Source organism: Bacillus pumilus, assembly GCF_009937765.1.
GTDB classification, from domain to species: domain Bacteria; phylum Bacillota; class Bacilli; order Bacillales; family Bacillaceae; genus Bacillus; species Bacillus pumilus_O.
The window spans coordinates 1,364,941-1,388,853 of the sequence record NZ_CP047089.1 but is presented as its reverse complement, the minus strand read 5'-3'; the positions used below and the strand labels follow the sequence as shown (position 1 = coordinate 1,388,853).

Sequence of the window (23,913 nt, the reverse complement as noted above, 5' to 3'; positions counted from 1 at the left end):
TTGAGCGCTTTCTATCATTTGATCACACGTATTCATGTGACCTGCTTTTATGTATGCGGAAGCTGTCGTTTTCATTGTTATTATGATACCATGTAACCAGCATTTTTGGTCATGATTTTTCATTATTTTCACTGATAAACATGACGTTTTTCAAAATATCGACAAGAGGTGACGACATGCTGAAGCAAGATGCACATCTACATACATCGTTTTGTCCGCACGGCACGCCTGATTCTTTTCATTCTTATATTGAAAAAGCCATCAAAAAGGGATTTGATTCCATAACCTTTACTGAGCATGCCCCTCTGCCTCCATCGTTCCATGATCCAACACCAGCGCAGGATAGTGCCATGAAGCTCCAAGAACTTGAATCGTATATAACGAAATTGGATCAGCTGAAACAGGAATACAAAGGACAATTAATAGTAAAAACTGGGCTTGAGGTTGACTATATCAAAGAGTATGAAGAGGAAACAAGTGCCTTTTTAGACTGCTATGGTCCAGAACTAGACGATAGCATTTTGTCTGTTCACTTTCTTCCTGCTGGCGATGATTATATTTGCCTTGATTTTGACGAGCATGCCTTCCAGCAGCTAATAAGCCTCTATGGCAGCATCGAACAGGTCTATCAAAGCTACTATGACCAAATTCATTCTTCTATTCTATCATCTTTAGGTCGCTATAAGCCAAATAGAATCGGTCATATCACCCTTGTGCAGAAATTCAAACAGCTTTTCCCATTTGAGATGACACCTGCACTTTGTCAAAAGGTTACCCTTTGTCTTGAAGAAACGGCAAAAAAAGGCATGTCCTTAGATTTTAATACATCAGGTCTTCGTAAAACATATGCCAGAAGTATCTATTTAGATCAATGGATGATTGATCTTGCAAAACAGAAAAAAATTCCGCTTATATTTGGGTCTGATGCCCATCAAGCGGAAGATCTCGGATATGCTTATGATCAATTCGAAGACATCATGAGTTTTAAATGAGAATCTAACGCCGGCTTTTTTGGTTCTAGTAAATGATGAAGAGAGCGGCTCAGTTCCTTAAAATATGTTTGATAGAAATAAGGCTCATTTGGATTTAAGTAAAGCACCTCCATTAAATATTGCGGCTGTAAATAGGGCATCATGAGTAGTGATTTCAGCTGAATCATAAAAGATGAGATGGAGAGCTGCTCACAAATCACATGGGTGCTTTTTCCTTTTTCAATGATGAGCTGAAACAAATATTTTTCTTTCGTTAAATAGGTCGACATAATTTCTCTAATAAGCGTCGAATCAATCGTCACCTCTCGATAAACGAAACGGGTTAATTGACGGTGCTTGTGCTGATAAGATAAAATATCAAAAACCACATGTAATAAGCATTCTTTTGCATGACGAGTTTCCATGTGATGGATATGTGATTCAATCATGTGAATATAGCCTTCATAAAATTCGGATACGAGTTGCTCAAGCAGCCCTCCTTTTCCTTGAAAGTAATAAGAAATGTGGGCAACGTTGACGTTTGCTTCCTTCGCAATCTCACGGACAGAGGTTCCAGAAAATCCTTTTTGGTTAAAAAGTCTGATGGCAGCTTCAATAATACGATCTTTTGTTTGCACGGTTGTTGATGTTTTCATCCGCTCACCCCCTCTTCATGAGTACATACTTCAAGATGAAGGCGGAAGTTCCTTTTACTATTGCTCGACAAATCCCACATGTGAGACGCAAGTTATGTATTTTTGAGATAGAAAGTAGGAGATTTTCATGTTTCATGTCGAAAAACAGTCTGGCGATCCATCAAAAGACTATCAATTGCTCGTTAAACAGGTCGAAGCCATTACAGATGGTGAGCCTGATCTAATTGCTAACCTAGCAAATGCGGCGGCGCTATTGTACCATTCACTCCCAGAGGTCAATTGGGCAGGATTTTATTTGGCTAAAGGCGATGAGCTTGTTCTCGGACCGTTTAACGGACTGCCTGCATGTGTGCGTATTCCATCTGGGAAAGGCGTTTGCGGTACTGCCTTTGCAACAGGTGAAGTCCAGCGTATCGCTGATGTGCACGCATTCCCTGGACATATCGCATGTGATGCAGCATCACAATCTGAAATTGTCGTTCCGCTCAAAGTAAATGGAGAGATCATTGGGGTTCTCGACATTGACAGCCCTGTGAAAGACCGTTTCAGTGAAGTAGATGAAACCTACTTAATTCAATTGACCGAGGTACTCCAAAAGGCGTTATCCTCCTCTACAAATGCATAATCTCACAAAAAAGCAGGCGCATTGTCTGCTTTTTATTTTTCTTCGCAGACGCGAAGCATCGCCATTGCCCCTAAATAGGTTGACTTCTCCTATCCAGCGTCATATAATAGAGTTTGTGTGAAATATGGCAGCCTTTTTGTTCGGCTTTTTTGTATCATTTTGTTCCTTCTATATGAAGGTGCATCTTGTAACTCCCTGCTGCTGGAGCGAGGATGCATGAAAACATAATGACGGAAAAGACAAAGAACAGACGGTTTTTATTTTTCACAAATAAAAACAAATAAGGAGGAGTCACATTATGGCTCGCTATACAGGTCCAAGTTGGAAGATTTCCCGCCGTTTAGGCATTTCATTAAGCGGAACAGGTAAGGAACTTGAAAAACGCCCTTACGCTCCAGGCCCACATGGTCCAGGACAACGCAAAAAACTATCTGAATACGGTTTACAATTACAAGAGAAGCAAAAGCTTCGTCACATGTACGGTGTCAACGAACGTCAATTCCGTACACTATTTGACAAAGCTGCTAAACTTCCTGGTAAACAAGGTGAAAACTTCATGATTCTTCTTGAAACTCGCCTTGACAACCTAGTATACCGTCTTGGCCTTGCGCGTACTCGTCGCCAAGCTCGTCAGCTAGTTAACCATGGCCACATCCTTGTTGATGGAAGCCGTGTAGACATCCCATCATTCTCTGTGAAACCAGGTCAAACGATTGCTCTTCGTGAGAAATCTCAAAACCTTGCAGTTGTGAAAGAATCAGTTGAAGTGAACAGCTTCGTTCCTGAATACCTTACTTTCGATGCTGAAAAGCTTGAAGGAACTTTCACTCGTCTTCCAGAGCGTTCTGAATTAGCGCCTGAAATCAGCGAACAACTAATCGTTGAGTTCTACTCTCGTTAATTTCATTACTTCTCTAAGAGAGAGCAAACAAACCCTAGATCCCTTGATTGTTCAAGATGGTCTAGGGTTTTTTGTTTGCATTCTTTTTTCTAATACAACCTCTCCAAATCACCGTATACAAATATAGGGAAATATTGATAGAATGGTGATGGATGACATATCCAAGCGGATGGTCTTCTATAGTACTTAAATGGAGGAGTTCCATGTATAGTATCACAATCATTATATTCTTACTCTTAGCGCTAGCTGTTATCGCCTATTCAATTTTAAGAAAAAAACAAATCATCGATGAACCGCCAAATAGATTTGCTGCAAGTCTGTTTATCTTCCTGCTCTTTTTTTCTCTCTGCTTTGTGATCGCAGTTTCAACTGGTGTGCTATACATCGTCTCTTTAGGCGTAAATTTTCTTTTTGGAGAACAAATTACGTATGATTCATTTTTTTCTTTGATTTCGTTCTCATTATTCGTGAGTGTCATCGTCGTTTTTTGGTCTCCTATTCTTCTATTCGTAGGCAAAGGGCTAGCTTATTTACTTAAGTTCCCTACATGGCTCACTTATGCTTTGGAATGGATCAGTTCTTGGATTGTTTTACATTTCTCTATCAAGTATGTGCTTCACATTAACCTAGTGAATGTATCGATAGGTGATTACGGTATATTGATTTTATCTTTCTTTGTCAGCTTTATATTTATTGAGATTGATCTCATTTACTCAAGAAAAAAACGAGAACAATCACTGGACACATCTGATTTGGCATAAAAAAGCTCCTAGATATTTTTCTAGGAGCTTTTTAACGTTCAATTATGATTTTGCCCAATTTGTGAGGAGTTGCTCTGTTGTCAGCACAGTCGCAAATTCCTCATGGAGTGTGGCAAGCGAGAGCCGATGGATTGTTTCTGGGTCAAAATATGTACCGGTTTGATCTGTTAGCCCAAAGGCTGCTGTTGCGTCCGAAATCAGATACGTATCAAAGCCAAGATTTCCGCTCATTCTTGTGGTTGTGGATACACAATGCGGTGTTGTGAGCCCTGCGATCACGACCGTGTCCATATGGTTTGATCTTAGTTGTTCTTCCAAGTTCGTACCAATGAAGCTGCTATTCACTTTCTTTTGGATCACCGTTTCTTCCTCTAACGGTCTGGCAATATCTTTGAACAGATGTCCTTCATTTGCCGGATGAAACAAAGAGTCTGGATTGTCGGCTGTATGCTGAATATGAATGACTTTCCAGCCTTTCTCTCTCCAAAACCTCAATAACTGGCTGATATTATTCTCTGCCTCTAAATTATTTCGTTCGCCCCACTTTTCATGCTCGAACGCCTTCTGTACATCAACAATGATCAAAGCCTTTTGACTCGTTTGCACAAACGCTCACCTCCAAAGATTCTTATTCACTACATGTAGTGTAAGGAATGGTGATTCTTTTGTACATGCTTTTACTGCTTTTTCATCAAAAAGACGAACCACACACTAGCGATGATGTAATAGATACCGAGAATCGATGTACAATTAGACAGCACCTCACCTATTTGAACTGATTTGACGAACTTCATCCAAATGAAATAGATGATGAGAAATGAGCATGGAAAATAGAGATAGTCTCCGAAGAAATATTGCTTGAGTCTGTGTGTCAACGTGTTGCCTCCTTAACCAATTAGTAGCTGCCATATAGCGATGACATCAAAAAAGACAGCACAAGTCGCTGTCTTTTTCATTTTTAATTCGTATTCTGTCCTCCACCGTTTAGTCCTTCTTTAATATACCCTTTCACTTGGCTTGAGGTTAATAGACCGATATGGCCAACGCCGTGGATCAGGACATTTCTTGCGCCAATTAAACGCGAAAGGCTGTTAACGACAATCAAATCGGCTGAGCTATAGACAGATGTGTAAAGAATTTTTTGATTTGGATCTGTTCCTGGTAATGCTCTGAGTGAAACGAGTCCGTTTGCTCCACCAATGGTGACGACGTTTTCAATTTTATCGCCGCCATCTAGATTCTTAATATAGTATAGCGTGTTCGCCCCGCCCATACTATGCGCCACAATATCTACTTTTTTGGCACCCGTTTTGTCTAGCACATCTTTGACGAATCTAGATAAACGAGGACCATTGTTGCGGTTATTCCCTGTTTTGTCTATGAAATCGATAGCAAATAATTGGTTTCGATCCCAGCCTTGTCCAACCAAATAACTTTTAATCGAAGCAAAGTTATAAGACGCTCCTCCAATACCATGTACCATCACCACTGGATTATGCTCAGCCGCCTTCACCTCTTTAGGCTGGATAAAAGCCATTGAACCAATCACCAATGCAAATGCAACGAGAATCTGTAAACTCCTTTTCATCAATAACGACACTTTCATTCCCCCTTATTCATCTTATTCGACTCTATTTTATACAAGAAAAATATGTCAGAAAAGTGAACAAGGTAATGTTTATGAGATGATTTTACAGAAATATAAATAATCATAAAGCACCTTGGACTTTTTTAAATTAAAACAAAAAGACTACGAGACTCTCTTTCTTTCATATATAATATGTTAGACAAAAGGAGCTACTAGATGTTATTTACTCAAGCACCTGCAACACCTTATTATGCCGTGATTTTCACATCAAAACGAACAAATGTCGAGCAGAAGGAATACGCTGCGGCTGCTCAAAAAATGGAAGAATTAGCGAAAGAACTAGACGGCTTTCTTGGAATAGAAAGTGTAAGAGATGAACATGGCGTTGGAATCACTGTTTCTTACTGGAATTCATTAGCAGCCATCAAAGAATGGAAAGCACATACAGCACATCAGCGTGTTCAAAAAAAAGGGAAAAAGGATTGGTATGAAGCCTATACAACCCGAATTTGTAAGGTAGAACATGCTTATACAAACGAAGATTCACTTCTTGAACAAGAAGCAGACAAATGAGAGAAAACCGCTCTGTAAAAGCTTGATTCCTACTTCTAAATATAAAAAGAAAAGCACCTCAATGTATACGAACATTTGAGGTGCTTTTCTTGATGCTTACTGTTTCATAAGAATTTATTTATACGTCACAAGGAAATATTTCTTTTTCCCTCTTCTTAAGACGGTAAATTGGTTTTCAATTCTATCTTCAGCTGAAAGGACGTAATCTTTATCGGTTTGTCTCTCTCCGTTGATGGAAACTGCGCCATTTGTGATGTCTTCACGTGCTTGACGTTTTGATGGTGACAGCTTTGATTCCACAAGAAGATCAACAAGTGTTAATTCTTCTGTGCTGCTTTTCTCCATTGATGGTACATCTTTAAAGCCTACTTTGACTTCTTCGGCTGAAAGAGATTTAATCTCACCTTTGAATAGTGCATTTGAGATGTTGACTGCCTGTTCTAGTGATTCACGGCCATGTACGAGTGTCGTGACTTCCTCTGCTAGACGGCGCTGTGCTTCACGTTTTTCAGGCGCTGTTTGCACTTTTTCTTCGTACGATGCGATCTCTTCTTTCGATAAGAACGTAAAGTATTTTAAGTATTTCACGACGTCACGGTCATCTGTGTTGATCCAGAATTGGTAGAACTCGTATGGAGATGTTTTTTCTTTATCTAACCAGATGGCGCCGCCTTCTGTTTTTCCAAACTTCGTACCGTCTGCTTTCGTGACAAGCGGCATCGTTAAACCGAATGCTTTTGCCCCTTCTGCTTCAGACTTACGGATCAGCTCAAGTCCAGATGTGATATTTCCCCACTGGTCGCTTCCACCAATTTGCAGCTTACAGTTTTCATTTCTGTAAAGATTTAAGAAGTCTAAAGATTGCAGGATGACGTAGCTGAACTCTGTGTACGAAATGCCTGTTTCAATCCGTGAGCTGACGATATCTTTTGCCAGCATGAAGTTCACACCAAAGTTTTTTCCAATATCACGAAGGAACGTGATCACATTCATTTGGCTGATCCAGTCGTAGTTATTCACGATAACGGCTGGGTTCTCACCTGCTTCAAAATCAAGAAATTGAGAAAGCTGTCCTTTGATTTTATCTGACCACTGTTCAACAATTTCTGCTGGGTTTAGTGAACGTTCTGCTTTTTTGAAGCTAGGGTCGCCAATTAGTCCAGTTGCGCCGCCAACAAGAGCAATCGGATGATGGCCTGCTTCCTGGAATCTGCGTAATGTTAAAATTGGCAATAGGTGACCAATGTGTAAGCTGTCCGCTGTCGGGTCAAAGCCGGAGTAAAGCTTGATTTTTTCTTCTGCTAATAATTTAGTTAAACCTTCTTCATCTGTTTGTTGCTGAATTAATCCTCTAAATGATAACTCTTCCATCAATTGACTCATATCTCATTCTCCTTTTTTACAATTCAACATAAAAAACGCCCCTTCGAATGAACGAAGGGACGATATATATCGCGGTACCACCCTGCTTAAAAGACAATACATCACGTCTTTTCACTTACACTGATAACGGACAGATCCGTTCTTTCACTAATCAGAACAGCATGAATGCTCCTTTTCGTAAAAGCGGTTCGTGAGGGTAATTCGAATATCTCTTTGTACTGACTCGCACCAACCGTCAGCTCTCTTGGACAGGGAAAGATGATTCTACTGAATCTCAGTCAAAACCTTTATATATTCAACTAATGTCATTTTAAACATATTTTTGATATCAAGTCAACTGATGAAAAAATTAATCTTCCATTGTCGATAGGTCGCCAGCTGGTAAATTCAGTTCCCACGCCTTTAGCACACGTCTCATAATTTTTCCGCTTCGCGTTTTAGGCAGTTTGTCTTTAAACTCGATTTCTCTCGGTGCCGCATGTGCAGCGAGTCCTTTTTTCACAAACGTACGAATCTCTTCCTTGAGTTCATCTGTCGGCTCATATCCGCTTCTAAGCGCAATGAATGCTTTAATAATTTCCCCGCGGACCGGATCTGGTTTCCCAATGACGCCAGCCTCTGCAATCGCCGGATGTTCAACCAATTTGCTTTCCACCTCAAAAGGACCAACCCGCTCTCCTGATGTCATGATCACATCATCGACACGTCCCTGGAACCAAAAGTATCCGTCTTCGTCCATATAAGCTGAATCTCCTGAAACATACCAATCTCCCGGCATAAAGTAAGATTCATATTTTTCAGGATTGTTCCAGATCGTATGCATCATAGACGGCCAGCCTTTTTTGATGGCGAGGTTGCCCATCCGATATGGCGGAAGTTCATTTCCGGCATTATCCACAATCGCAGCTTCTACGCCTGGAATCGGTTTCCCCATTGAACCTGGTTTAATGTCCATACATGGATAATTACAAATCAGCTGTGCACCGGTTTCCGTCATCCACCAAGTGTCATGAATTCGTTTGCCAAATACAGCGTCTCCCCAGCGTATAACTTCTGGATTCAGAGGCTCACCTACACTTAACACATGACGAAGCGAGCTGAGATCATATTTTTGAATGAGGTCATCTCCTGCCCCCATTAGCATTCTAAAGGCGGTCGGTGCACTATACCAAACGGTCACACCTAGTGATTCAATCGTTTCATACCACGTATCAGGATTAAATCTGCCTCCCAAAATGACATTCGTCGCCCCATTTAACCACGGTGAAAAAATGCCGTACACTGTGCCTGTTACCCAGCCCGGGTCAGCTGTACACCAGTAGACGTCATCTTCCTTCAGATCAAGCACCCATTTACCGGTCTGATCCTGCTGCACCATTGCACCATGGACATGTAGCACACCTTTTGGCGTACCTGTCGACCCTGACGTGTAATGAAGCAGAAAGCCGTCTTTTTCATCCATCCATTCGATTTCAAGGTCCTTCGCCGCCTGCTCAAAAGCTTCTTCATAATGGATTGTCCGAACACCATCGATATCTTCCTTATCACCGCCAACAATAATGACAGATTCAAGTTTCGGAAGCTCTGCAAACGGAATTCGTTCAAGCAGATCCGGCGTTGTCACAATGACCTTCGCCTCGCTATTTTCTAAACGGTCTTTGACCGCACCTTCCATAAATGCCTCAAATAACGGACCAACGATCGCACCAATTTTAACGGCGCCAAGCAGAAGAAAATAGAGCTCAGGTGATCTAGGCATAAAAATAAATATGCGATCCCCTTTTTGCACATGCGCCTTTTCTCTGAACAGATTGCCCGCTTTATTTGTGTTGATTTTCATGTCTCTGAACGTATACTTTTCATCCCGCTGTGAATCTTTGTAGTGAAGCGCCACCTTGTTCTTGCGAAACGAGTCCGCATGTCTGTCAATCGCTTCATAGGCTGCATTTATGTTTCCTGTTTCATACCAAGAGAAGTTTTTTCTTGCTTCTTCCCATGAAAATTCTTTGTATGCCTGCTCATAATCATTTAAATGATAGTCCCCTTTTACTGATGGTAGCGTTTCCACTTTCATCAAACAGTCCCCCTTTGCATACGTTTACAATGACCATTATAGTATAGATGACTTTTTTTCTCAATTTTTAAAAAACTTATTGTGAAACCGTTTTAATTCTTGCAGGTTTTAAGATAAAATAGAGACGACTCACTAGAATTTGAGGCGGTGGATACGTGGAGCATCCTAAAACTTATTATTCAAAAATCATTGAGCGAGAAACAGGTTCCATCCTTATTGAAGGTCCGGTACCTGCATCAGAGCTTGCGAACTATACGTTTCATGAAGGACTAACGGCATTTCGCACGCCAGAGGAACAGAAACAAGCACTTGTTGAAATAGCAGACCTTCCAGAAGGACGTATTATCATTGCACGAGTGGATGAGCTTGTTGTCGGCTATGTCACGTATTTATATCCTGATCCGCTTGAGCGCTGGTCAGAGGGCAACATGGACAATTTAATCGAGCTTGGCGCGATTGAGGTCGCTCCTCCATTTAGAGGTTGCTCACTTGGCAAGCATTTACTTGATGTGAGCATGATGGATGAGCAAATGGAGAATTATATCGTCATTACAACTGAATATTACTGGCATTGGGATTTAAAGGGGACAAAGAAAAACGTGTGGGAGTACCGCAAGATGATGGAGAAAATGATGAACGCAGGCGGTCTTGTTTGGTTTGCAACAGACGAGCCAGAGATCAGCTCACATCCAGCCAATTGTTTAATGGCCAGAATCGGGAAAAATGTGAGTCCTGATTCGATTGAGCGTTTCGATCGTCTTCGCTTCCATCAGCGCTTTATGTATTAACGTTCAATTCGTTTTTTTGGCAAAGGGGATTGGTAAACAATGATGATTGAACAAATAATGGAGCGTGATGTGATCACGCTGCGAAAAACCGATACGATTGAAGAAGCCATCAAAAAAATGAGTACACATCACATTCGGCATATTCCGATCGTATCTGATCAAGGTTCTGTCATTGGGATGGTGACAGATCGAGATATTAAAAATGCCAGTCCAAGTATATTTGAAACAGAAAAAAGACAGCTCTTTATTCAGCGGCCTGTTGAAGAGATCATGGTATTAGAGACAATTACTGCTCATCCGCTTGATTTCGTTGAAGAGATTTCAAGTGTCTTTTTTGAACATGGAATTGGCTGCCTTCCAGTGGTGAGACGCGGCAAACTTGTAGGCATTATCACAAAGACTGATTTGCTTCGTACGTTTGTCAGACTGACAGGTGCAGATCAGCCTGGGTCGCACTTAGAGGTTGAAGTGGACCTAATGACAGAAGGTCTTGCAGACATCACGGCTATTTTAAAGGAGCAGCATATTCAAATGCTGAGTGTGCTTGTGTATCCGCATGCAAATGAATCTTCTAAAGTACTCGTCTTCCGCCTTCAAACCATGCATGCAGATCATGTGACGAAGCTGATTCGCGCAAAAGGCTATAAGGTGCTGTGGCCTATGGAGCAGACGATCAAATGAAGGAAGCGACCTTTGTTTTTTCACCCTCTTTTCAAACGTACCAGTTTCACCAAGACCATCCCTTCAATCAGCTTCGTGTTTACTTAACATATGACTTACTTCAAAAAATGAAGGCGTTAACAGATGATGAGATCGTCGCACCGCGTATGGCGACCCTTGAGGAATTAAAGCTCGTTCATACAGCCGATTATATTCAAGCTGTGCAGCGGGCTAGTGAAGGAAAGCTCTCTACAGCAGAGGGGGAGCGCTACGGTCTTGGCACCGAGGATACACCGATGTTTGCAGGTATGCATGAGGCAGCTTCTCTCCTTGTTGGTGGGACACTCACAGCCGTTGACCAAGTCATGATGGGACACTCGCAGCATGCACTGAATCTTGGCGGTGGACTTCATCACGGGTTTAAAGGGCGTGCATCCGGCTTCTGTATTTATAATGACAGCTCAGTGGCGATTCAATATATTCAAAAAACATACGGCGCAAGAATTTTATATATTGATACGGATGCCCATCACGGAGATGGTGTACAATTCAGCTTTTATGACGACCCTGAGGTTTGTACGGTCTCACTTCATGAAACGGGACGCTATTTGTTCCCTGGAACTGGACAAGTACAGGAAAGAGGTCACGATAAAGGCTATGGCTACGCCTACAACATTCCACTTGATGCATTTACAGAAGATGAATCATTCCTTGAAGCATACCGAACAGCAGTGACTGAAATTGCTGCTTTTTTTAAACCAGATGTGATTTTGACGCAAAATGGTGCAGATGCACACTACTATGATCCGTTAACTCATTTATCTGCCACCATGAAAATATATGAGGAAATTCCTAGACTTGCCCATGAGTTAGCGCATCAATATTGTGATGGCAAATGGATCGCTGTCGGCGGAGGAGGATACGATATTTGGCGGGTTGTACCAAGGGCGTGGAGCAGGATTTGGCTTGAAATGAAAGGCATGACACCGCCTGATGAACTGCCTCAGGACTGGGTTCAAGCTTGGCATAAACAATCGCCTGTCACCCTGCCATCCACATGGGGAGATCCTGACGATTTATATCCACCGATCCCAAGAAAAGCAGAAATCACAGAAAAAAATGCTCAAACTGTAGAAAAAGCACTGATGCCCGTTAGACGAGAAAAGAAAAAGGCATAAGAAAAGCAGGCATTCACTCATGTGTAAGCCTGCTTTTTCGTTTTATTTTGTTGATTGTCTTTCTTCAATTCGGTGTGGAAGCTCCACAATTTGGTCATCCACTTGTTCTTTGTTCATCAGCTTTGTCAGCAGTCTCATTGCGACAGCACCAATATCATATGTCGGCTGAACAACTGTTGTCAGTTGAGGACGCACCATGAGAGAAAGCCTCGTGTTATCAAAGCCAATCACTTCTAAATCCTCAGGAATCGATACGCCTCTATCTTGTGCTCCATGAATGACACCTAACGCCATTTCATCTGTAGCCGCAATAACAGCTGTCGGCTTGTCAGACTGCTCAAGTAGATGAGCAAGTGATTCAATTCCAGAATCATACGAGTAATCGCCTTCAGCGACGAGCGCATCATCAAATGCGATACCCGCTTCTTCAAGCGCACGCTTATAACCTGCTAGCTTTCTCATAGAGTTAATCGGTTCTGACATTGGGCCAGATACGAAGGCAATTCGCTTATGTCCTTTTTCAACTAAAAGCTGAACGGAATCATAAATCGCTTGCTCGTAGTTGATGTTGACAGATGGTGTTTGAGCCTGCTCTTCAACAGATGCTGCAAGAACAATTGGCACAGGAGAGCGCTTAAATTCTTCAACAAGTACATCTGTGATGTTTCCGCCCATAAAGACAATCCCATCTACTTGTTTACCTAGCATTGTATTTAATAGATGAAGCTCTTTATCGGTATTTTGATCTGAGTTGCTCAAAATGATGTTGTACTTATACATTGTGGCGATATCTTCAATTCCGCGAGCAAGCTCTGAATAGAAGATACTAGAAATATCAGGGATGATGACCCCAACCGTTGTTGTTTTTTTACTTGCAAGGCCTCGTGCCACAGCATTCGGGCGGTAGCCAAGACGATCAATCGCTTCAAGTACCTTTTTTCTTGTTGTTGGTTTTACATTCGGATTCCCATTCACTACGCGTGATACCGTTGCCATACTTACATTTGCTTCTCTTGCTACATCATATATTGTAACATTATTCACATAAATCACTCCTTCAAATACACTTCATATCTATAGCATTCACCAATTGGATAGAGACATGTCAGATACGAGGAAAATAATATCCTATTTGTCATTAAAACGATGAAAAGAGACACATAATTTTTCAATCTACATCAAAATGACATTCTTTTATGAAATTATACACGTTTTTTCATCATATGAAAACGTTCCCTTTCTTTTTATAACTAAATTAAACAAACTTTAATGAGCTTGTTACCTGTAAATCGAATCATATTTCACAAAAAACCGTCGAGAACGTCAGCTATGACAATGATCTTAGCAGATTCTATTGAATTTTAAAAATGAAAACATTGTGAACAAGCCCGTTTGAGGCTTGTAATGTGCTCTTTTCCTTTCATTCCCAAATCTTTATCCTATTTACTCCATAGAAAAACCGCCGGGCAGTCATCCGGCGGCATTTTGATCTATGATTATGCGTGAATGTTAACAAGTGGTCTTAACGCATCTAACCATTTTTCGAATTGAGGAATGTCCATTTGCTGTGCTGAGTCAGATAAAGCAACAGATGGATCTGGATGCACTTCTGCCATAACACCGTCTGCTCCAATCGCAAGAGCTGCTTTCGCTGTTGGAAGGAGAAGATCTCTACGTCCAGTTGAGTGTGTCACATCAACGAAGACTGGTAAATGTGTCTCTTGTTTCAAAATTGGCACAGCAGAAATATCTAGCGTATTTCTTGTTGCTGTTTCGTATGTGCGGATACCACGCTCGCAAAGGATGATTTGATCATTTCCTTGGGCGATGATGTATTCAGCTGCATTGATGAATTCTGAAATCGTCGCTGCAAGACCACGTTTTAAAAGAACAGGTTTGTTCACAGATCCAGCTTCTTTTAAAAGTTCGAAGTTTTGCATGTTTCGTGCACCGATTTGGATGACATCGATATGCTCAATCGCTTCTTGAATGTGAGCAGGATTGACGATTTCACTAATGACAGCAAGACCGTATTCATCTGCTACACGCTTGAGAATTTTTAGACCGTCTACACCAAGTCCTTGGAAGTCGTATGGACTTGTGCGAGGTTTAAATGCTCCTCCGCGAAGTAATTTTAGTCCTTGCTGTTTCGCTGCTGCCGCCACTTCTGCGACTTGCTCGTAGCTTTCAACAGCACATGGTCCAACGATGAAGCGCTGTTTCCCATCTCCGATCGCTTCTCCATTGATATTGACAATTGTATTTTCAGGTTTTTTCTTACGAGAAACAAGAAGTGCTTTGCTGTGATCATCTTCTTGAAGCTCTAGACCTGCTTTGAAAATCTCTTTGAAAATATGCTGAATCGTTGAGTTTTCGAATGGCCCATCATTTTCTTCAAGAATTTGGTTTAGCATTGTGCGCTCTCTGACAGGATCATAACGGTTGACACCTTGCGCTTCTTTCGCTTTACCAATTTCTTTTACAATGTTTCCTCTTTCATTGATCAGTTTTAAAATTTGAAGATTTAGTTCATCTGCTTGCTGTCTCAATTGTTCTAGTTCATTGTTGCTCATTTTTGTCATCCTTTCCTCTGCCCGCTCTCGCTTTTTATTATTTCATTCTCTCATGATAGGGTTTATTATAAACAAAGATTTCGGAATTGTCACGAAAATTTTCTTTATTACCCAAACGCTTTTAAGCGATAAAGTATTATGTGTAAGATTATAGCATAGTTTTGATTGAAGTAAACCTTTTTTTATAAAAAAAACGTCAGCAATTGCTGACGTTTCTTTTACACATTATGTTCAAGCGCTTCTCTTGTAATGCTTGAGTGAGATGCATGCCATTTTACTTTTCCACCGCTAAAGACAAGTGCCTGAGGACTTTCGTGCTTTACCCCCGACTTTTCTGTCACATAGGATGAAAGCTCTCTTGTGTTTTGAATCTGCAAGAAATAAGTTGGCACGTCTTCATGTGCAGACGCAAATGCTTCAAACTCTTGAAAAGCCGCTTGACTGATCGGACATGTCAAACTGTGCTTAAAAAAGACAAAGGTCCCATCTTGATTCGTTAGTTGATCAAACTGTTCTTCTGTTTCAATGAGTTGTTTTGACATGATGTTCTCCTTCTTCACTCTGTGCAGTCAGAGTTAGCCTTTAGTCGATTGTTCTACTTTTTCTTTAACATCTTTAATGCCATCTTCAATCTCAGATTTCGCTTCTTGTGCTCGTACTTTTGCTTCATCTGCTACATCTGATGCTTCACTTGCTAGGTCAGCTGCCGCATTCTCTGCTTCATTTTTCACATGATTAGCTTTTCCAGCTGCACGTTCTTTTATGTCTTTCACTTTGTCTAAAATTTGGTTTGATTGTTCTGCCACTAGTTGAGACAATTCAGACGTTTTATCTTTCGCAATCGTCACATATTCAGTGCCTCTTTCTTTTGCATCTGTTGTGAGTCGATCTGTTTTTTCTTTTAAAACATTCGCTTGGGTGTTCAAATCATCGCGAAGCTCTTTCCCTGACTTCGGTGCTAAAAATAAAGCTGTTGTTGCACCCACAATTCCACCAATAAGTGTTCCGATCAAAAAGTCTTTACTATTGATTCCGTCTTTGCTCATGATTATTCCTCCTATGCGAAAATGGTTTATTTTTGGTGTTTTCGTTGTTTCCATTTTTTATAAATTTCAAGTGCTGCGTTACTCCAGCTTACGACATCCGTGACTTTTTCTTGATTTCGTTCAACGGATGAAGAAACCGCACCAGCTGCCTGCTTTATGCTTGTATTAAATTGGTTGATCGAGCCGCCAATTCCCTGCACCGCATCCACAACTGTGCCTAGTTTTGCTGATTTGTCTTGGATATCTTCAGCAAGCTGATTCGTCTTATGTAGCAACTGTGCTGTCTCTGTGGTGATCCCTTGCATCTGACCTTCAAGACCTTCTAAAGTTGATGCGACATTCTTTAATGTCAGCTGTAAGGATTTTAATGTTTTGGACAAGTAGATGACAAGAATGAGGAAAGCTATTGCGATCAGTGCAACGCTTAGATATAGAATAATAATCATCTGATACCTCCTTTGCTGCGGGCATATTCAATTCATTACCCTCTCGTTGTATCATTCAAACATCGCCTAGAATGACCGTTTGAATAATAATTCTACACTTATTCGCTGATTCCTGTCCACAGCGAACGAAAAAATGCGGCAGATGGTGACATAATTAGCTCCTTTGTCACATTTTATTCAAAATAAAAAAGTGCCGATCAAAAAGGCACTTTTTGTTTAAGTATTTATACAGCGACTTTTTCATAAGCTCGCAAATATTTTTGAATGTCTCCTGCTCCCATAAAGATCAGAATTCCATCTTTGTGCGCTTTCAGCACAGATGTATCTTCTTCTGCAATCAATTGGGCCTGCGGGATTTTCTCACGTAAATCTTCGATGCTCAGTTTCCCAATGTTTTCACGGGCTGAACCGAAAATATCGCATAGGTATACATAGTCCGCTTTTTTCAGACTGTCAGCAAATTCACTTAAGAATTGCTGTGTACGTGTGAAGGTATGCGGCTGGAAAACAGCGACAATCTCACGGTCTGGATACTTTTGGCGTGCTGCTTCAATTGTGACTTCAATCTCCGTTGGGTGATGGGCATAGTCGTCAATTAAAACCTGCGCACCGACTACTTTTTCATTGAAGCGGCGTTTCACACCACCAAATGTCGTTAGCGCCCCTTTGATGAGCTCTACATCAATGGATTCATAATGACATAATGCAATGACAGCTAATGAATTAAGGACATTATGATTTCCATAGGCAGGAATATAGAAGGTATCATAAAACGTATTTCTTACAAATACATCAAATGTAGTGCCTTCCGTGTTCTTCACAACATTACGTGCTTGGAAATCATTTTCTTCATTGAAACCGTAGTACACAACAGGTACCTTCGCTTGAATCTTAGGCAGATGCTCATCATCACCGCAAGCGATAATGGCTTTTTTTACTTGAAGTGCCATGTTTTGAAACGCATCAAACACGTCGTCAATGTCTGAGAAATAATCAGGATGATCAAAATCAATATTGGTCATGATCGCATAGTCTGGATGATAGCTGAGGAAGTGTCTGCGGTATTCGCATGCTTCAAATACAAAATACTCGCTGTTTTCTTTCCCCATACCAGATCCATCGCCGATTAAGTATGAAGTTGGTTTCGCTGATTGCATCACATGGGCAAGCAGTCCTGTTGTTGACGTTTTACCATGAGCACCAGTAATCGCAACGTTTGTGAATGAATCCATGTATTCTCCAAGGAATTTATGGTAACGAATGACAGGAATCCCTTCAGAAAGGGCACGTTCAATCTCAGGGTGTGTATCAGGAAATGCATTACCTGCAATGACGGTCATCCCTGGCTGAATATTATCTGGGTCAAATGGAAGAATTTTAATATTTCGTTCTTCTAATGCTTTTTGTGTAAAGATATGTTTTTCGATATCCGATCCTTGGACAGTATACCCAGTATCATGAAGAATTTGGGCCAGTGGACTCATACCTGTCCCTTTTATTCCAACAAAATGATAAACAGTCATAATTGTACCTCCAACAAACGTCTATCTGACTTACAGTATATGACGCTCATTTCAATTTGCAACTTGTGATTTTCGCCTCTAGCGGTTCACAGATCGCAGCTCCAAATAAAGATTTTTTTCCGATCTTCCTATTCTAATCAATATTAACTATGATTAGTATCCGACAACTTTCCTATTTCTAACACCTGATTTCGCTCATTTTACATACAAAAGCGTTCTGACAGGCATGCGAAAAGCGTCCAATTCCAAAATTGCACCTATGTGCTATCATACCATGTTTATGAAAAAAATGAAGTGGTTTGTTTAGATCAACTGTTCTAAGTCACTCAGTGTCATGAGGACTTCCCTTGGCTTACTGCCTTTTGCACCAGAGATCATGCCCTCGCGTTCCATCATGTCGATCAATCTCGCAGCACGATTGTAGCCAATTCTAAATCTTCTCTGCAAACTCGATGTACTAGCGCTATTTTGCTCAATGGCAAAACGGCACGCATCCATAAACAATTCATCTTCATCTGTAATCGCAGAGCCTTGGAGCATTAATTCCTCCTGTTCGAAAAGGAACACCGGCTTCCGCTGTTTTCTAACATGTGCCACTACTTCATCGATCTCACGGTCTGATACAAAGTTCCCTTGCAGTCTCGTCGGCTTGCCGGAGCCATTTTCTAAGAAGAGCATGTCTCCTTTTCCGAGAAGCTTTTCTGCACCTGCCATGTCGATGATCGTTCTAGAATCGACCTGACTTGAGACAGAGAAAGCAATTCTTGTTGGAATATTGGCTTTAATTAGACCTGTGATGACATCAACAGAAGGTCTTTGTGTCGCAATCAATAAGTGAATGCCGCACGCTCTTGCTTTCTGCGCAATTCGGCAAATGCTTTCTTCGACTTCATTTGGTGCGACCATCATTAAATCAGCGAGCTCATCGATCACTACAACAAGATAAGGCAATTTTTCACCCATTTGTTTTTCTTTAAAAAGCTCATTGAATCGTTTAATTTCTCTCACACCAGAGTGCGCAAACAACTCGTAGCGTCTTTCCATTTCATCTACTACCCATTTCAGAGCAGCTGTCGCTGTCTTGGCATCGGTGATAACAGGACTCACGAGATGCGGAATATGATTATACGGCGCTAATTCAACCATTTTAGGGTCGATTAACAGCATTTTCACTTCATCTGGTGATGCTTTAAACATTAAGCTCACTAAAATGGTATTGATGCAAACACTTTTTCCTGAACCTGTTGCTCCAGCAATTAAGCCATGCGGCATTTTTTGCAGATCAACGACAACAGGCTGTCCTGAGATATCTAATCCGAGTGCTGCTGTTAAAGGAGATGGATTGTCTCTAAACGCACTGCTTCTGATCATCTCTCTTAAGAAAACCATTTTACTGTGAAGGTTCGGCACTTCAATCCCGATCGTGTTCTTTCCTGGAATCGGTGCTTCAATTCGTATATCCTTTGCGGACAAACTGAGTTTAATATCATCTGACAGGTTCGTAATTTTATTCACTTTGACACCTGGTTCTGGATGTACTTCAAACCTTGTCACAGAAGGGCCTTGCGTGACATGAACAACACTTGCTCTGACATTGAAATTTTTCAGCGTGGCATTGAGCAGCTCTGCCCGCTCTTTCACCCATGTCCCGTCCTCTTCTTTTTGAGCTGGAGGTACGTCTAAAAGGGCGAGGCTTGGAAACACATATCCCTTTGCATCTGCTGCTTTCTTTTGTCCTTGCACGCGCTGATCACTTTTTAACATCATGACGTTAAAAGGAACCGTTGAGGTTTGTCCGCTTGCACGTTGTGGCTGAGGAGATGCCTGTTTCGGTTTTTCTTCCATCACTTCATGCACTTGTTCTTGCTTTTCTCGCTGCTCTATGACCGGTTCTACTCGTTCAGTAGCTGTCTGTTCGTCTGCTTCTTGTTCTATTGGCTTCACTTGATCTTCTTGCAGATCATACTCGGCAACTGGTTCAGTTTCTTCCAATGCTGCCGCTGACACTTCTTCTTGATGGTCTAAAGTGGAATCAGCTTCTATTTCCTCGACAGGTTCTGCTGAGATGTCGTCTAGTACCTCTACTTCTTCTGCCGGCATGTCTACTTCCATTTCAATAGCGGAATGTGTGTTTTCCGCTGTTTCGAATGTCAATGGTTCTATTTCCTGAGTATGGTCGACAAACTGTTCTACCGGCTCGTCTTGTATTTCTTCGTTTTCACCCGAAACATCCTGTACAGGCTCAGTTTCTACCGGCGGTTCGTGATATACTTCGGCTTGCTGATTATGTAAGTCAGCTTCAATATAGTCTTGAGGCTCAGAAAAGGCTGGCTCTTTTTCCTCTGTTTGATTAAGAGGCTCTTCATTTAAACGCTCCATCGTCGATTGAACGTGATCGTGATAAGCGAGTTCCTCTTGCAAAGTAAGCGGGGTCACGTCTGTTTTGACGTCCACTCTTTCTTCTGCTGGGGCTGGAACTGTTTCTTCCATACGATTTTCTTTCCGTATTGATGGAATGTTCATTTGCTGTCTGACATTTCGTTCACGCTCTGCCTCTTCAGATAACAGGGTGACACGTTGCGCTGTTTCCGCTGCTTTCATTTGAACAGAAGATAATTCTTCTTTTGCTTCTGTTCGTTTTGGGCGCATATCCTGATGATAGCCATAAATTGGTGATGGAATCTGCTCTGGTTTGAATGGCTTTTTATTGGTGTCAGGCTGCACCGTTTGTTTTGACTCATAGGTCTTTTGCTTAGCCATTGACTGGCCTTGCTTCGGGCGTCTTCTTTCCTGCTTTACTCCGTCACGCTGAGGTTCATCTGGAACAAGCGGAAAGCGGAAGTTGCCTGTCGGATATTCATAATAGACTTTTGTATCTTCAATTTTTTTATATTCTTTATGCTGTTCAAAAACTGGTTGCTTTGGTGCAACTGGACCTTCTTCAGGTCTCAAAGCTTTTTCTTCTTTCTGTTCTTCACCTAAAAATACACTAAAAAATTTATCTAACCAACTCATCATTTATCACTCACTTTAACTCCCCTTACGTTTTCTTGGGCGATTTTTAGTATACCATTGCTTTTTCATGCAGAAAAGCGAGAAAAGTGCCGCTCCTTGCTATTTGTACTGTTTGTAGATGAAAAAAAGTCACTAAGTACGTACTTAGTGACTTTTGGTATAACACATTCTTCGCTCTGATGTGCCCGTTTATGGGAGGTTAAGCTTGAAAGGGTTCGCCAGCTTGATGGCTTCCCTCTAGAACAAGAATCCCTTTTTCAGCAGGCGCGTCTGGAAGATCTAGTTCTTTTGCTGAACAAATCATTCCGCTTGATGGAACACCTCTTAGCTCAGCATCTTTGATGATTAAACCGCTTGGCATTACTGCGCCAACCTTCGCAACCACGACGTATTGTCCTTGATCAACGTTTGGTGCACCGCACACGATTTGTAATGTTTCATCGCCAACATCCACTTGGCAAATGTTTAGTTTATCTGCATTCGGATGCTTTTCTTTTTCCTTTACATAACCGACAACAAATTTTGGTGATAGATCGACAGTCAACGTTTCACTAACACCGTTGCGGTTTAAAATTTCGTTGATATCTTGAACAATTGTTTCAGAAAGCGGTACAGATCCGTTTTCTTCAATTTTCATGTAAGTGGACGCATTGAAGATATTAAAGCCTGTTGTTTCTTTTGTTTCTTGATTGAAGATTCTTACGACATCTCCAAACGTCTCATGATCTACTTCTTCTCTCGGTACATCTTTCAATGAAATAAGGAGTGTGTCGCCTACACCTTCTGCATTATAAAAAACGTTCATTCTTCAAAATTCCCTTCTACTGCTGTTTTGGTCTGCTTTTAGCAAGAATAAAGATCGGTTCAAGCTTACCCTCATCATATAAAAATGACAATGCGGTAATCGGAACCGTGCCGCTGGCGAAGAAGCTCATCGACATCTGTCCTAAAATATCATAGCCTGATTCATTGCAAACATCTGCAATAATGAATACATCTTGATGGGGAACAGAGATAGCCATCTGCCCTTCTATTTTTTGCGCGTATTCTTGTAAGATCGATTCATTTAAAAGTCTGCTCGCATCATATCCGTCATTCGCACGGAAGAAATAAAACCGGTTGCCTGCCACTTCATCCATTTTCACTACAGTTTCAAGTGAGCGGACATTGAAGCTAGCAGTTTCCCTGATTCGTTCTTTTGTCCAGTTTTCCTTTTGAAGCATCTTTTCATCAATTAATCTGTAGGTGCTTCCAAGGTCAAGTGCATAGTAGATTCTCGTTTCAGCTGTATGCTCATCAAAAACGAGCGGGATGCCATCACTTGATGCCTCGGGAAAGGAAGTAGATCGAATGACCGGATAAATTTGCTTTTCTTTTCCTGAGATGTGCTGCGCTTCGCCTTTCATGGCACTTAGCGCCTCTTTCACATAATAGACGATCTCGTCCAATGTTTCATCAGGCTTTACTTCCCACTTTGCAATGATCGGCGGGAGCTCTAGTGTGATCCCTTTACCTGTTTGTTTATCTTCAATACGAAGTGTATCTTTTTCTCGGTCAAACTGGTGTGACCAGTTGTCATTTGTCAGACGGCTTTTGAGTTCATTCGCAAGCTGTCTTGATGTCATTTTTGCCATGGTTGAGACTCTCCTTTCATTATTTAGAAAGAGAATCTGTTAAAAATGCTTCAATCTCTTCCTTCGTTTTACGATCCTTGCTGACAAAGCGGTTAATCTCTTGTCCATTTTTAAATACTAAAAAGCTTGGAATGCCGTAAATTTCCCACTCTGCGCAAGTATCAATAAATTGATCTCTATCCACATAAAAGTACTCAAATTCTGGGTAGTTTGCTTCAAGCTCTGGCAAGATTGGTTCGATAAAGGTGCAGTCTGGGCACCAGTCCGCTGAAAATAGCAGTACGGTTAAGTCTTCTTGAATCACTTTTTGTAATTCTTCGTTTGATTCAATTTTTTTCATGTTTCATTCCTCCAGTTTGTATGGTTAAATCTCCGAATTGTATATAGCCTTTCTTTCTCATCCATTCTGATACTACCAAACTAATCACTGCCGGGCCAACGATATGCAAAAGAGTAATCGCTAGAAAAACGGATGGATGAAACCCCATAACGGTTAGTGTCATGAGCTGTCCAACAAGACCACTCGTTCCCATTCCTGCCCCTGCCGCATTATTGACCATCCCAAAGCCAATAATACCAATTGGTGCGAGAATGAGGCCCGCTACCGTCGGCGGAATAAGGATAAGGGGATTTTTCACAATGTTCGGTAGCTGCAATTTTGACGTGCCAATACCGACAGCGGCAAGTCCGCCAAAACGATTTTCTCTAAAACCTGCAGCGGCAAAGCCGACCATTTGAGCGCAGCAGCCGATCGTTGCAGCACCAGCAGCAAGACCACTTAAGTCAAGCATAAGCGCAAGCGCAGCACTTGAAATTGGTGAGCTGAGGGCAAGTCCAACAATGGTCGCTACTAGCATGCCCATGATCAGCGGACTTTGGTCAGTCCCCCACATGATGAGCCTGCCAAGCCCTGTCATCATAGCTTCAATCCCAGGGCCGATCAAAGTAGCGGTGGAAAAACCAGTGATGATGGTGACAAGTGGTGTCAAAATGATATCAATTTTTGTCTCACCACTGACAAGCTTACCGATTTCCACACCAATTAATGCTGCGACAAAACTACCAGCAGGTCCACCAAGCTCTGCTCCTGCAGCACCTGAGACAACACTTGCAAAAATGATCAAAGGTGATGCCTGTAACCGGTACGCAACGGCTACCCCAATCGCTGGTCCCATAAGTCCCATTGCGAGTGTACCCATTTTGATAATGAGCGGAAGTGATAACAGACCGCCTGCTGTTTTTAAAATCAGACCTACTACTAATGTAGCAAATAGACCTAAAGCCATATAAGATAATGCTTCAATGAAGTACACTTTTGGCGAAAGGGAAATTCCCTTTCTTTTCAAATAAGTCATCAACGTCGTCTTCCTGCTTTCTCATAGGAAAGACGAAGAGGTCTGTCCTTCCCATTATATGTAGTATTCTTACGATGAAAAATAGTCTCTACCATGAATATCATAATCATATTTTTTTTGCTTTATCAAGCACTTCTTGTGTAACATGAAAAGAAACAGGGCA

The 23,913-nt window shown here is 41.4% G+C and carries 25 protein-coding genes and 1 other annotated feature; of the genes, 8 read left to right on the top strand and 17 right to left on the bottom strand.

Annotated features, from left to right (window positions below; genetic code table 11):
• Window positions 1-176 precede the first annotated feature (176 nt).
• Complete coding sequence (gene hisJ, locus GPS65_RS06735; protein ID WP_119125233.1) at window positions 177-992, top strand: histidinol-phosphatase HisJ; 816 nt, start codon at window positions 177-179, stop codon at window positions 990-992.
• Here hisJ and refZ read toward each other — a convergent pair.
• Entirely contained in the window at window positions 962-1,627 is a 666-nt protein-coding gene (gene refZ, locus GPS65_RS06730) for a forespore capture DNA-binding protein RefZ (RefSeq protein ID WP_119125234.1), read from the bottom strand. The two genes, hisJ and refZ, sit on opposite strands and share 31 nt — an antisense overlap.
• Window positions 1,628-1,754: 127 nt before the next feature.
• Here refZ and GPS65_RS06725 point away from each other — a divergent pair, with 127 nt between their 5' ends.
• The 3 genes from GPS65_RS06725 to GPS65_RS06715 all read left to right on the top strand — a co-directional run bounded on the left by GPS65_RS06725 (window position 1,755) and on the right by GPS65_RS06715 (window position 3,914).
• Window positions 1,755-2,252 (top strand): GAF domain-containing protein, encoded by a 498-nt coding sequence (locus tag GPS65_RS06725; RefSeq protein ID WP_119125235.1) that lies wholly within the window; start codon window positions 1,755-1,757, stop codon window positions 2,250-2,252.
• A gap of 298 nt (window positions 2,253-2,550) precedes the next feature.
• Complete coding sequence (rpsD, locus tag GPS65_RS06720) at window positions 2,551-3,153, top strand: 30S ribosomal protein S4 (RefSeq protein WP_012010904.1); 603 nt, start codon at window positions 2,551-2,553, stop codon at window positions 3,151-3,153.
• 203 nt (window positions 3,154-3,356) lie between these two features.
• Window positions 3,357-3,914 carry a hypothetical protein gene (locus GPS65_RS06715; protein WP_041815836.1) on the top strand — a complete coding sequence of 186 codons (558 nt, stop codon included), beginning with the start codon at window positions 3,357-3,359 and terminating at the stop codon, window positions 3,912-3,914.
• Between the two features lie 42 nt (window positions 3,915-3,956).
• Here the strand turns inward: GPS65_RS06715 and GPS65_RS06710 are convergent, their stop codons facing one another.
• The 3 genes from GPS65_RS06710 to GPS65_RS06700 all read right to left on the bottom strand — a co-directional run bounded on the left by GPS65_RS06710 (window position 3,957) and on the right by GPS65_RS06700 (window position 5,451).
• A complete protein-coding gene (locus GPS65_RS06710; RefSeq protein WP_119125236.1) occupies window positions 3,957-4,520 on the bottom strand; it encodes a cysteine hydrolase family protein in 564 nt (187 codons plus the stop codon).
• Between the two features lie 71 nt (window positions 4,521-4,591).
• Window positions 4,592-4,789, bottom strand: coding sequence for a hypothetical protein (locus GPS65_RS06705; protein ID WP_119125237.1), 198 nt, complete (start codon window positions 4,787-4,789; stop codon window positions 4,592-4,594).
• A gap of 83 nt (window positions 4,790-4,872) precedes the next feature.
• The gene (locus GPS65_RS06700; protein WP_238389153.1) at window positions 4,873-5,451 is read right to left on the bottom strand and encodes an esterase/lipase family protein; all 579 of its coding nucleotides are present in this window, start codon (window positions 5,449-5,451) and stop codon (window positions 4,873-4,875) included.
• Window positions 5,452-5,718: 267 nt separating this feature from the next.
• On the opposite strand from GPS65_RS06700, the gene GPS65_RS06695 reads away from it, so the two are divergent.
• Window positions 5,719-6,075, top strand: a complete 357-nt coding sequence (locus GPS65_RS06695) for an antibiotic biosynthesis monooxygenase family protein (RefSeq protein WP_119125239.1) — start codon at window positions 5,719-5,721, stop codon at window positions 6,073-6,075.
• A 114-nt stretch (window positions 6,076-6,189) separates the two neighbouring features.
• Here the strand turns inward: GPS65_RS06695 and tyrS are convergent, their stop codons facing one another.
• Both tyrS and acsA read right to left on the bottom strand, forming a co-directional pair.
• Window positions 6,190-7,458 (bottom strand): tyrosine--tRNA ligase, encoded by a 1,269-nt coding sequence (gene tyrS / locus GPS65_RS06690; protein WP_088003573.1) that lies wholly within the window; start codon window positions 7,456-7,458, stop codon window positions 6,190-6,192.
• Window positions 7,459-7,510: 52 nt separating this feature from the next.
• Window positions 7,511-7,749: a binding site (T-box leader), on the bottom strand.
• A gap of 58 nt (window positions 7,750-7,807) precedes the next feature.
• Window positions 7,808-9,532 carry an acetate--CoA ligase gene (acsA, locus tag GPS65_RS06685; RefSeq protein ID WP_119125240.1) on the bottom strand — a complete coding sequence of 575 codons (1,725 nt, stop codon included), beginning with the start codon at window positions 9,530-9,532 and terminating at the stop codon, window positions 7,808-7,810.
• Between the two features lie 155 nt (window positions 9,533-9,687).
• On the opposite strand from acsA, the gene GPS65_RS06680 reads away from it, so the two are divergent.
• The 3 genes from GPS65_RS06680 to GPS65_RS06670 are packed head-to-tail and all read left to right on the top strand — an operon-like array spanning window position 9,688 to window position 12,158.
• On the top strand, window positions 9,688-10,320 hold the full coding sequence (locus GPS65_RS06680) for a GNAT family N-acetyltransferase (protein WP_012010911.1): 633 nt from the start codon (window positions 9,688-9,690) through the stop codon (window positions 10,318-10,320).
• A gap of 39 nt (window positions 10,321-10,359) precedes the next feature.
• Entirely contained in the window at window positions 10,360-11,001 is a 642-nt protein-coding gene (locus GPS65_RS06675) for a CBS and ACT domain-containing protein (protein WP_119125241.1), read from the top strand.
• The gene (locus tag GPS65_RS06670; RefSeq protein ID WP_119125242.1) at window positions 10,998-12,158 is read left to right on the top strand and encodes an acetoin utilization protein AcuC; all 1,161 of its coding nucleotides are present in this window, start codon (window positions 10,998-11,000) and stop codon (window positions 12,156-12,158) included. The genes GPS65_RS06675 and GPS65_RS06670 overlap by 4 nt, the downstream gene beginning before the upstream one ends.
• Window positions 12,159-12,200: 42 nt before the next feature.
• Here the strand turns inward: GPS65_RS06670 and ccpA are convergent, their stop codons facing one another.
• The 11 genes from ccpA to GPS65_RS06615 all read right to left on the bottom strand — a co-directional run bounded on the left by ccpA (window position 12,201) and on the right by GPS65_RS06615 (window position 23,750).
• Window positions 12,201-13,202: a catabolite control protein A gene (gene ccpA, locus GPS65_RS06665; RefSeq protein WP_034665514.1), complete on the bottom strand. Its 1,002-nt coding sequence runs from the start codon at window positions 13,200-13,202 to the stop codon at window positions 12,201-12,203.
• A 452-nt stretch (window positions 13,203-13,654) separates the two neighbouring features.
• The gene (locus GPS65_RS06660; protein ID WP_012010915.1) at window positions 13,655-14,731 is read right to left on the bottom strand and encodes a bifunctional 3-deoxy-7-phosphoheptulonate synthase/chorismate mutase; all 1,077 of its coding nucleotides are present in this window, start codon (window positions 14,729-14,731) and stop codon (window positions 13,655-13,657) included.
• Between the two features lie 218 nt (window positions 14,732-14,949).
• Window positions 14,950-15,273, bottom strand: a complete 324-nt coding sequence (ytxJ, locus tag GPS65_RS06655) for a bacillithiol system redox-active protein YtxJ (RefSeq protein ID WP_012010917.1) — start codon at window positions 15,271-15,273, stop codon at window positions 14,950-14,952.
• 33 nt (window positions 15,274-15,306) lie between these two features.
• The gene (locus GPS65_RS06650) at window positions 15,307-15,777 is read right to left on the bottom strand and encodes a YtxH domain-containing protein (RefSeq protein WP_012010918.1); all 471 of its coding nucleotides are present in this window, start codon (window positions 15,775-15,777) and stop codon (window positions 15,307-15,309) included.
• Between the two features lie 26 nt (window positions 15,778-15,803).
• Window positions 15,804-16,223: a DUF948 domain-containing protein gene (locus GPS65_RS06645; protein WP_012010919.1), complete on the bottom strand. Its 420-nt coding sequence runs from the start codon at window positions 16,221-16,223 to the stop codon at window positions 15,804-15,806.
• Between the two features lie 224 nt (window positions 16,224-16,447).
• The gene (gene murC, locus GPS65_RS06640; RefSeq protein WP_012010920.1) at window positions 16,448-17,746 is read right to left on the bottom strand and encodes a UDP-N-acetylmuramate--L-alanine ligase; all 1,299 of its coding nucleotides are present in this window, start codon (window positions 17,744-17,746) and stop codon (window positions 16,448-16,450) included.
• A 303-nt stretch (window positions 17,747-18,049) separates the two neighbouring features.
• The gene (locus GPS65_RS06635) at window positions 18,050-20,761 is read right to left on the bottom strand and encodes a DNA translocase FtsK (RefSeq protein WP_202914163.1); all 2,712 of its coding nucleotides are present in this window, start codon (window positions 20,759-20,761) and stop codon (window positions 18,050-18,052) included.
• 199 nt (window positions 20,762-20,960) lie between these two features.
• A complete protein-coding gene (gene ytpR, locus GPS65_RS06630) occupies window positions 20,961-21,566 on the bottom strand; it encodes a YtpR family tRNA-binding protein (protein ID WP_119125246.1) in 606 nt (201 codons plus the stop codon).
• A 16-nt stretch (window positions 21,567-21,582) separates the two neighbouring features.
• Entirely contained in the window at window positions 21,583-22,395 is an 813-nt protein-coding gene (locus tag GPS65_RS06625; protein WP_012010923.1) for a DUF1444 domain-containing protein, read from the bottom strand.
• Window positions 22,396-22,414: 19 nt separating this feature from the next.
• A complete protein-coding gene (locus GPS65_RS06620) occupies window positions 22,415-22,735 on the bottom strand; it encodes a thioredoxin family protein (RefSeq protein ID WP_144468957.1) in 321 nt (106 codons plus the stop codon).
• Window positions 22,722-23,750, bottom strand: coding sequence for a PTS sugar transporter subunit IIC (locus GPS65_RS06615; RefSeq protein WP_144473767.1), 1,029 nt, complete (start codon window positions 23,748-23,750; stop codon window positions 22,722-22,724). The genes GPS65_RS06620 and GPS65_RS06615 overlap by 14 nt, the downstream gene beginning before the upstream one ends.
• Window positions 23,751-23,913: the final 163 nt, after the last annotated feature.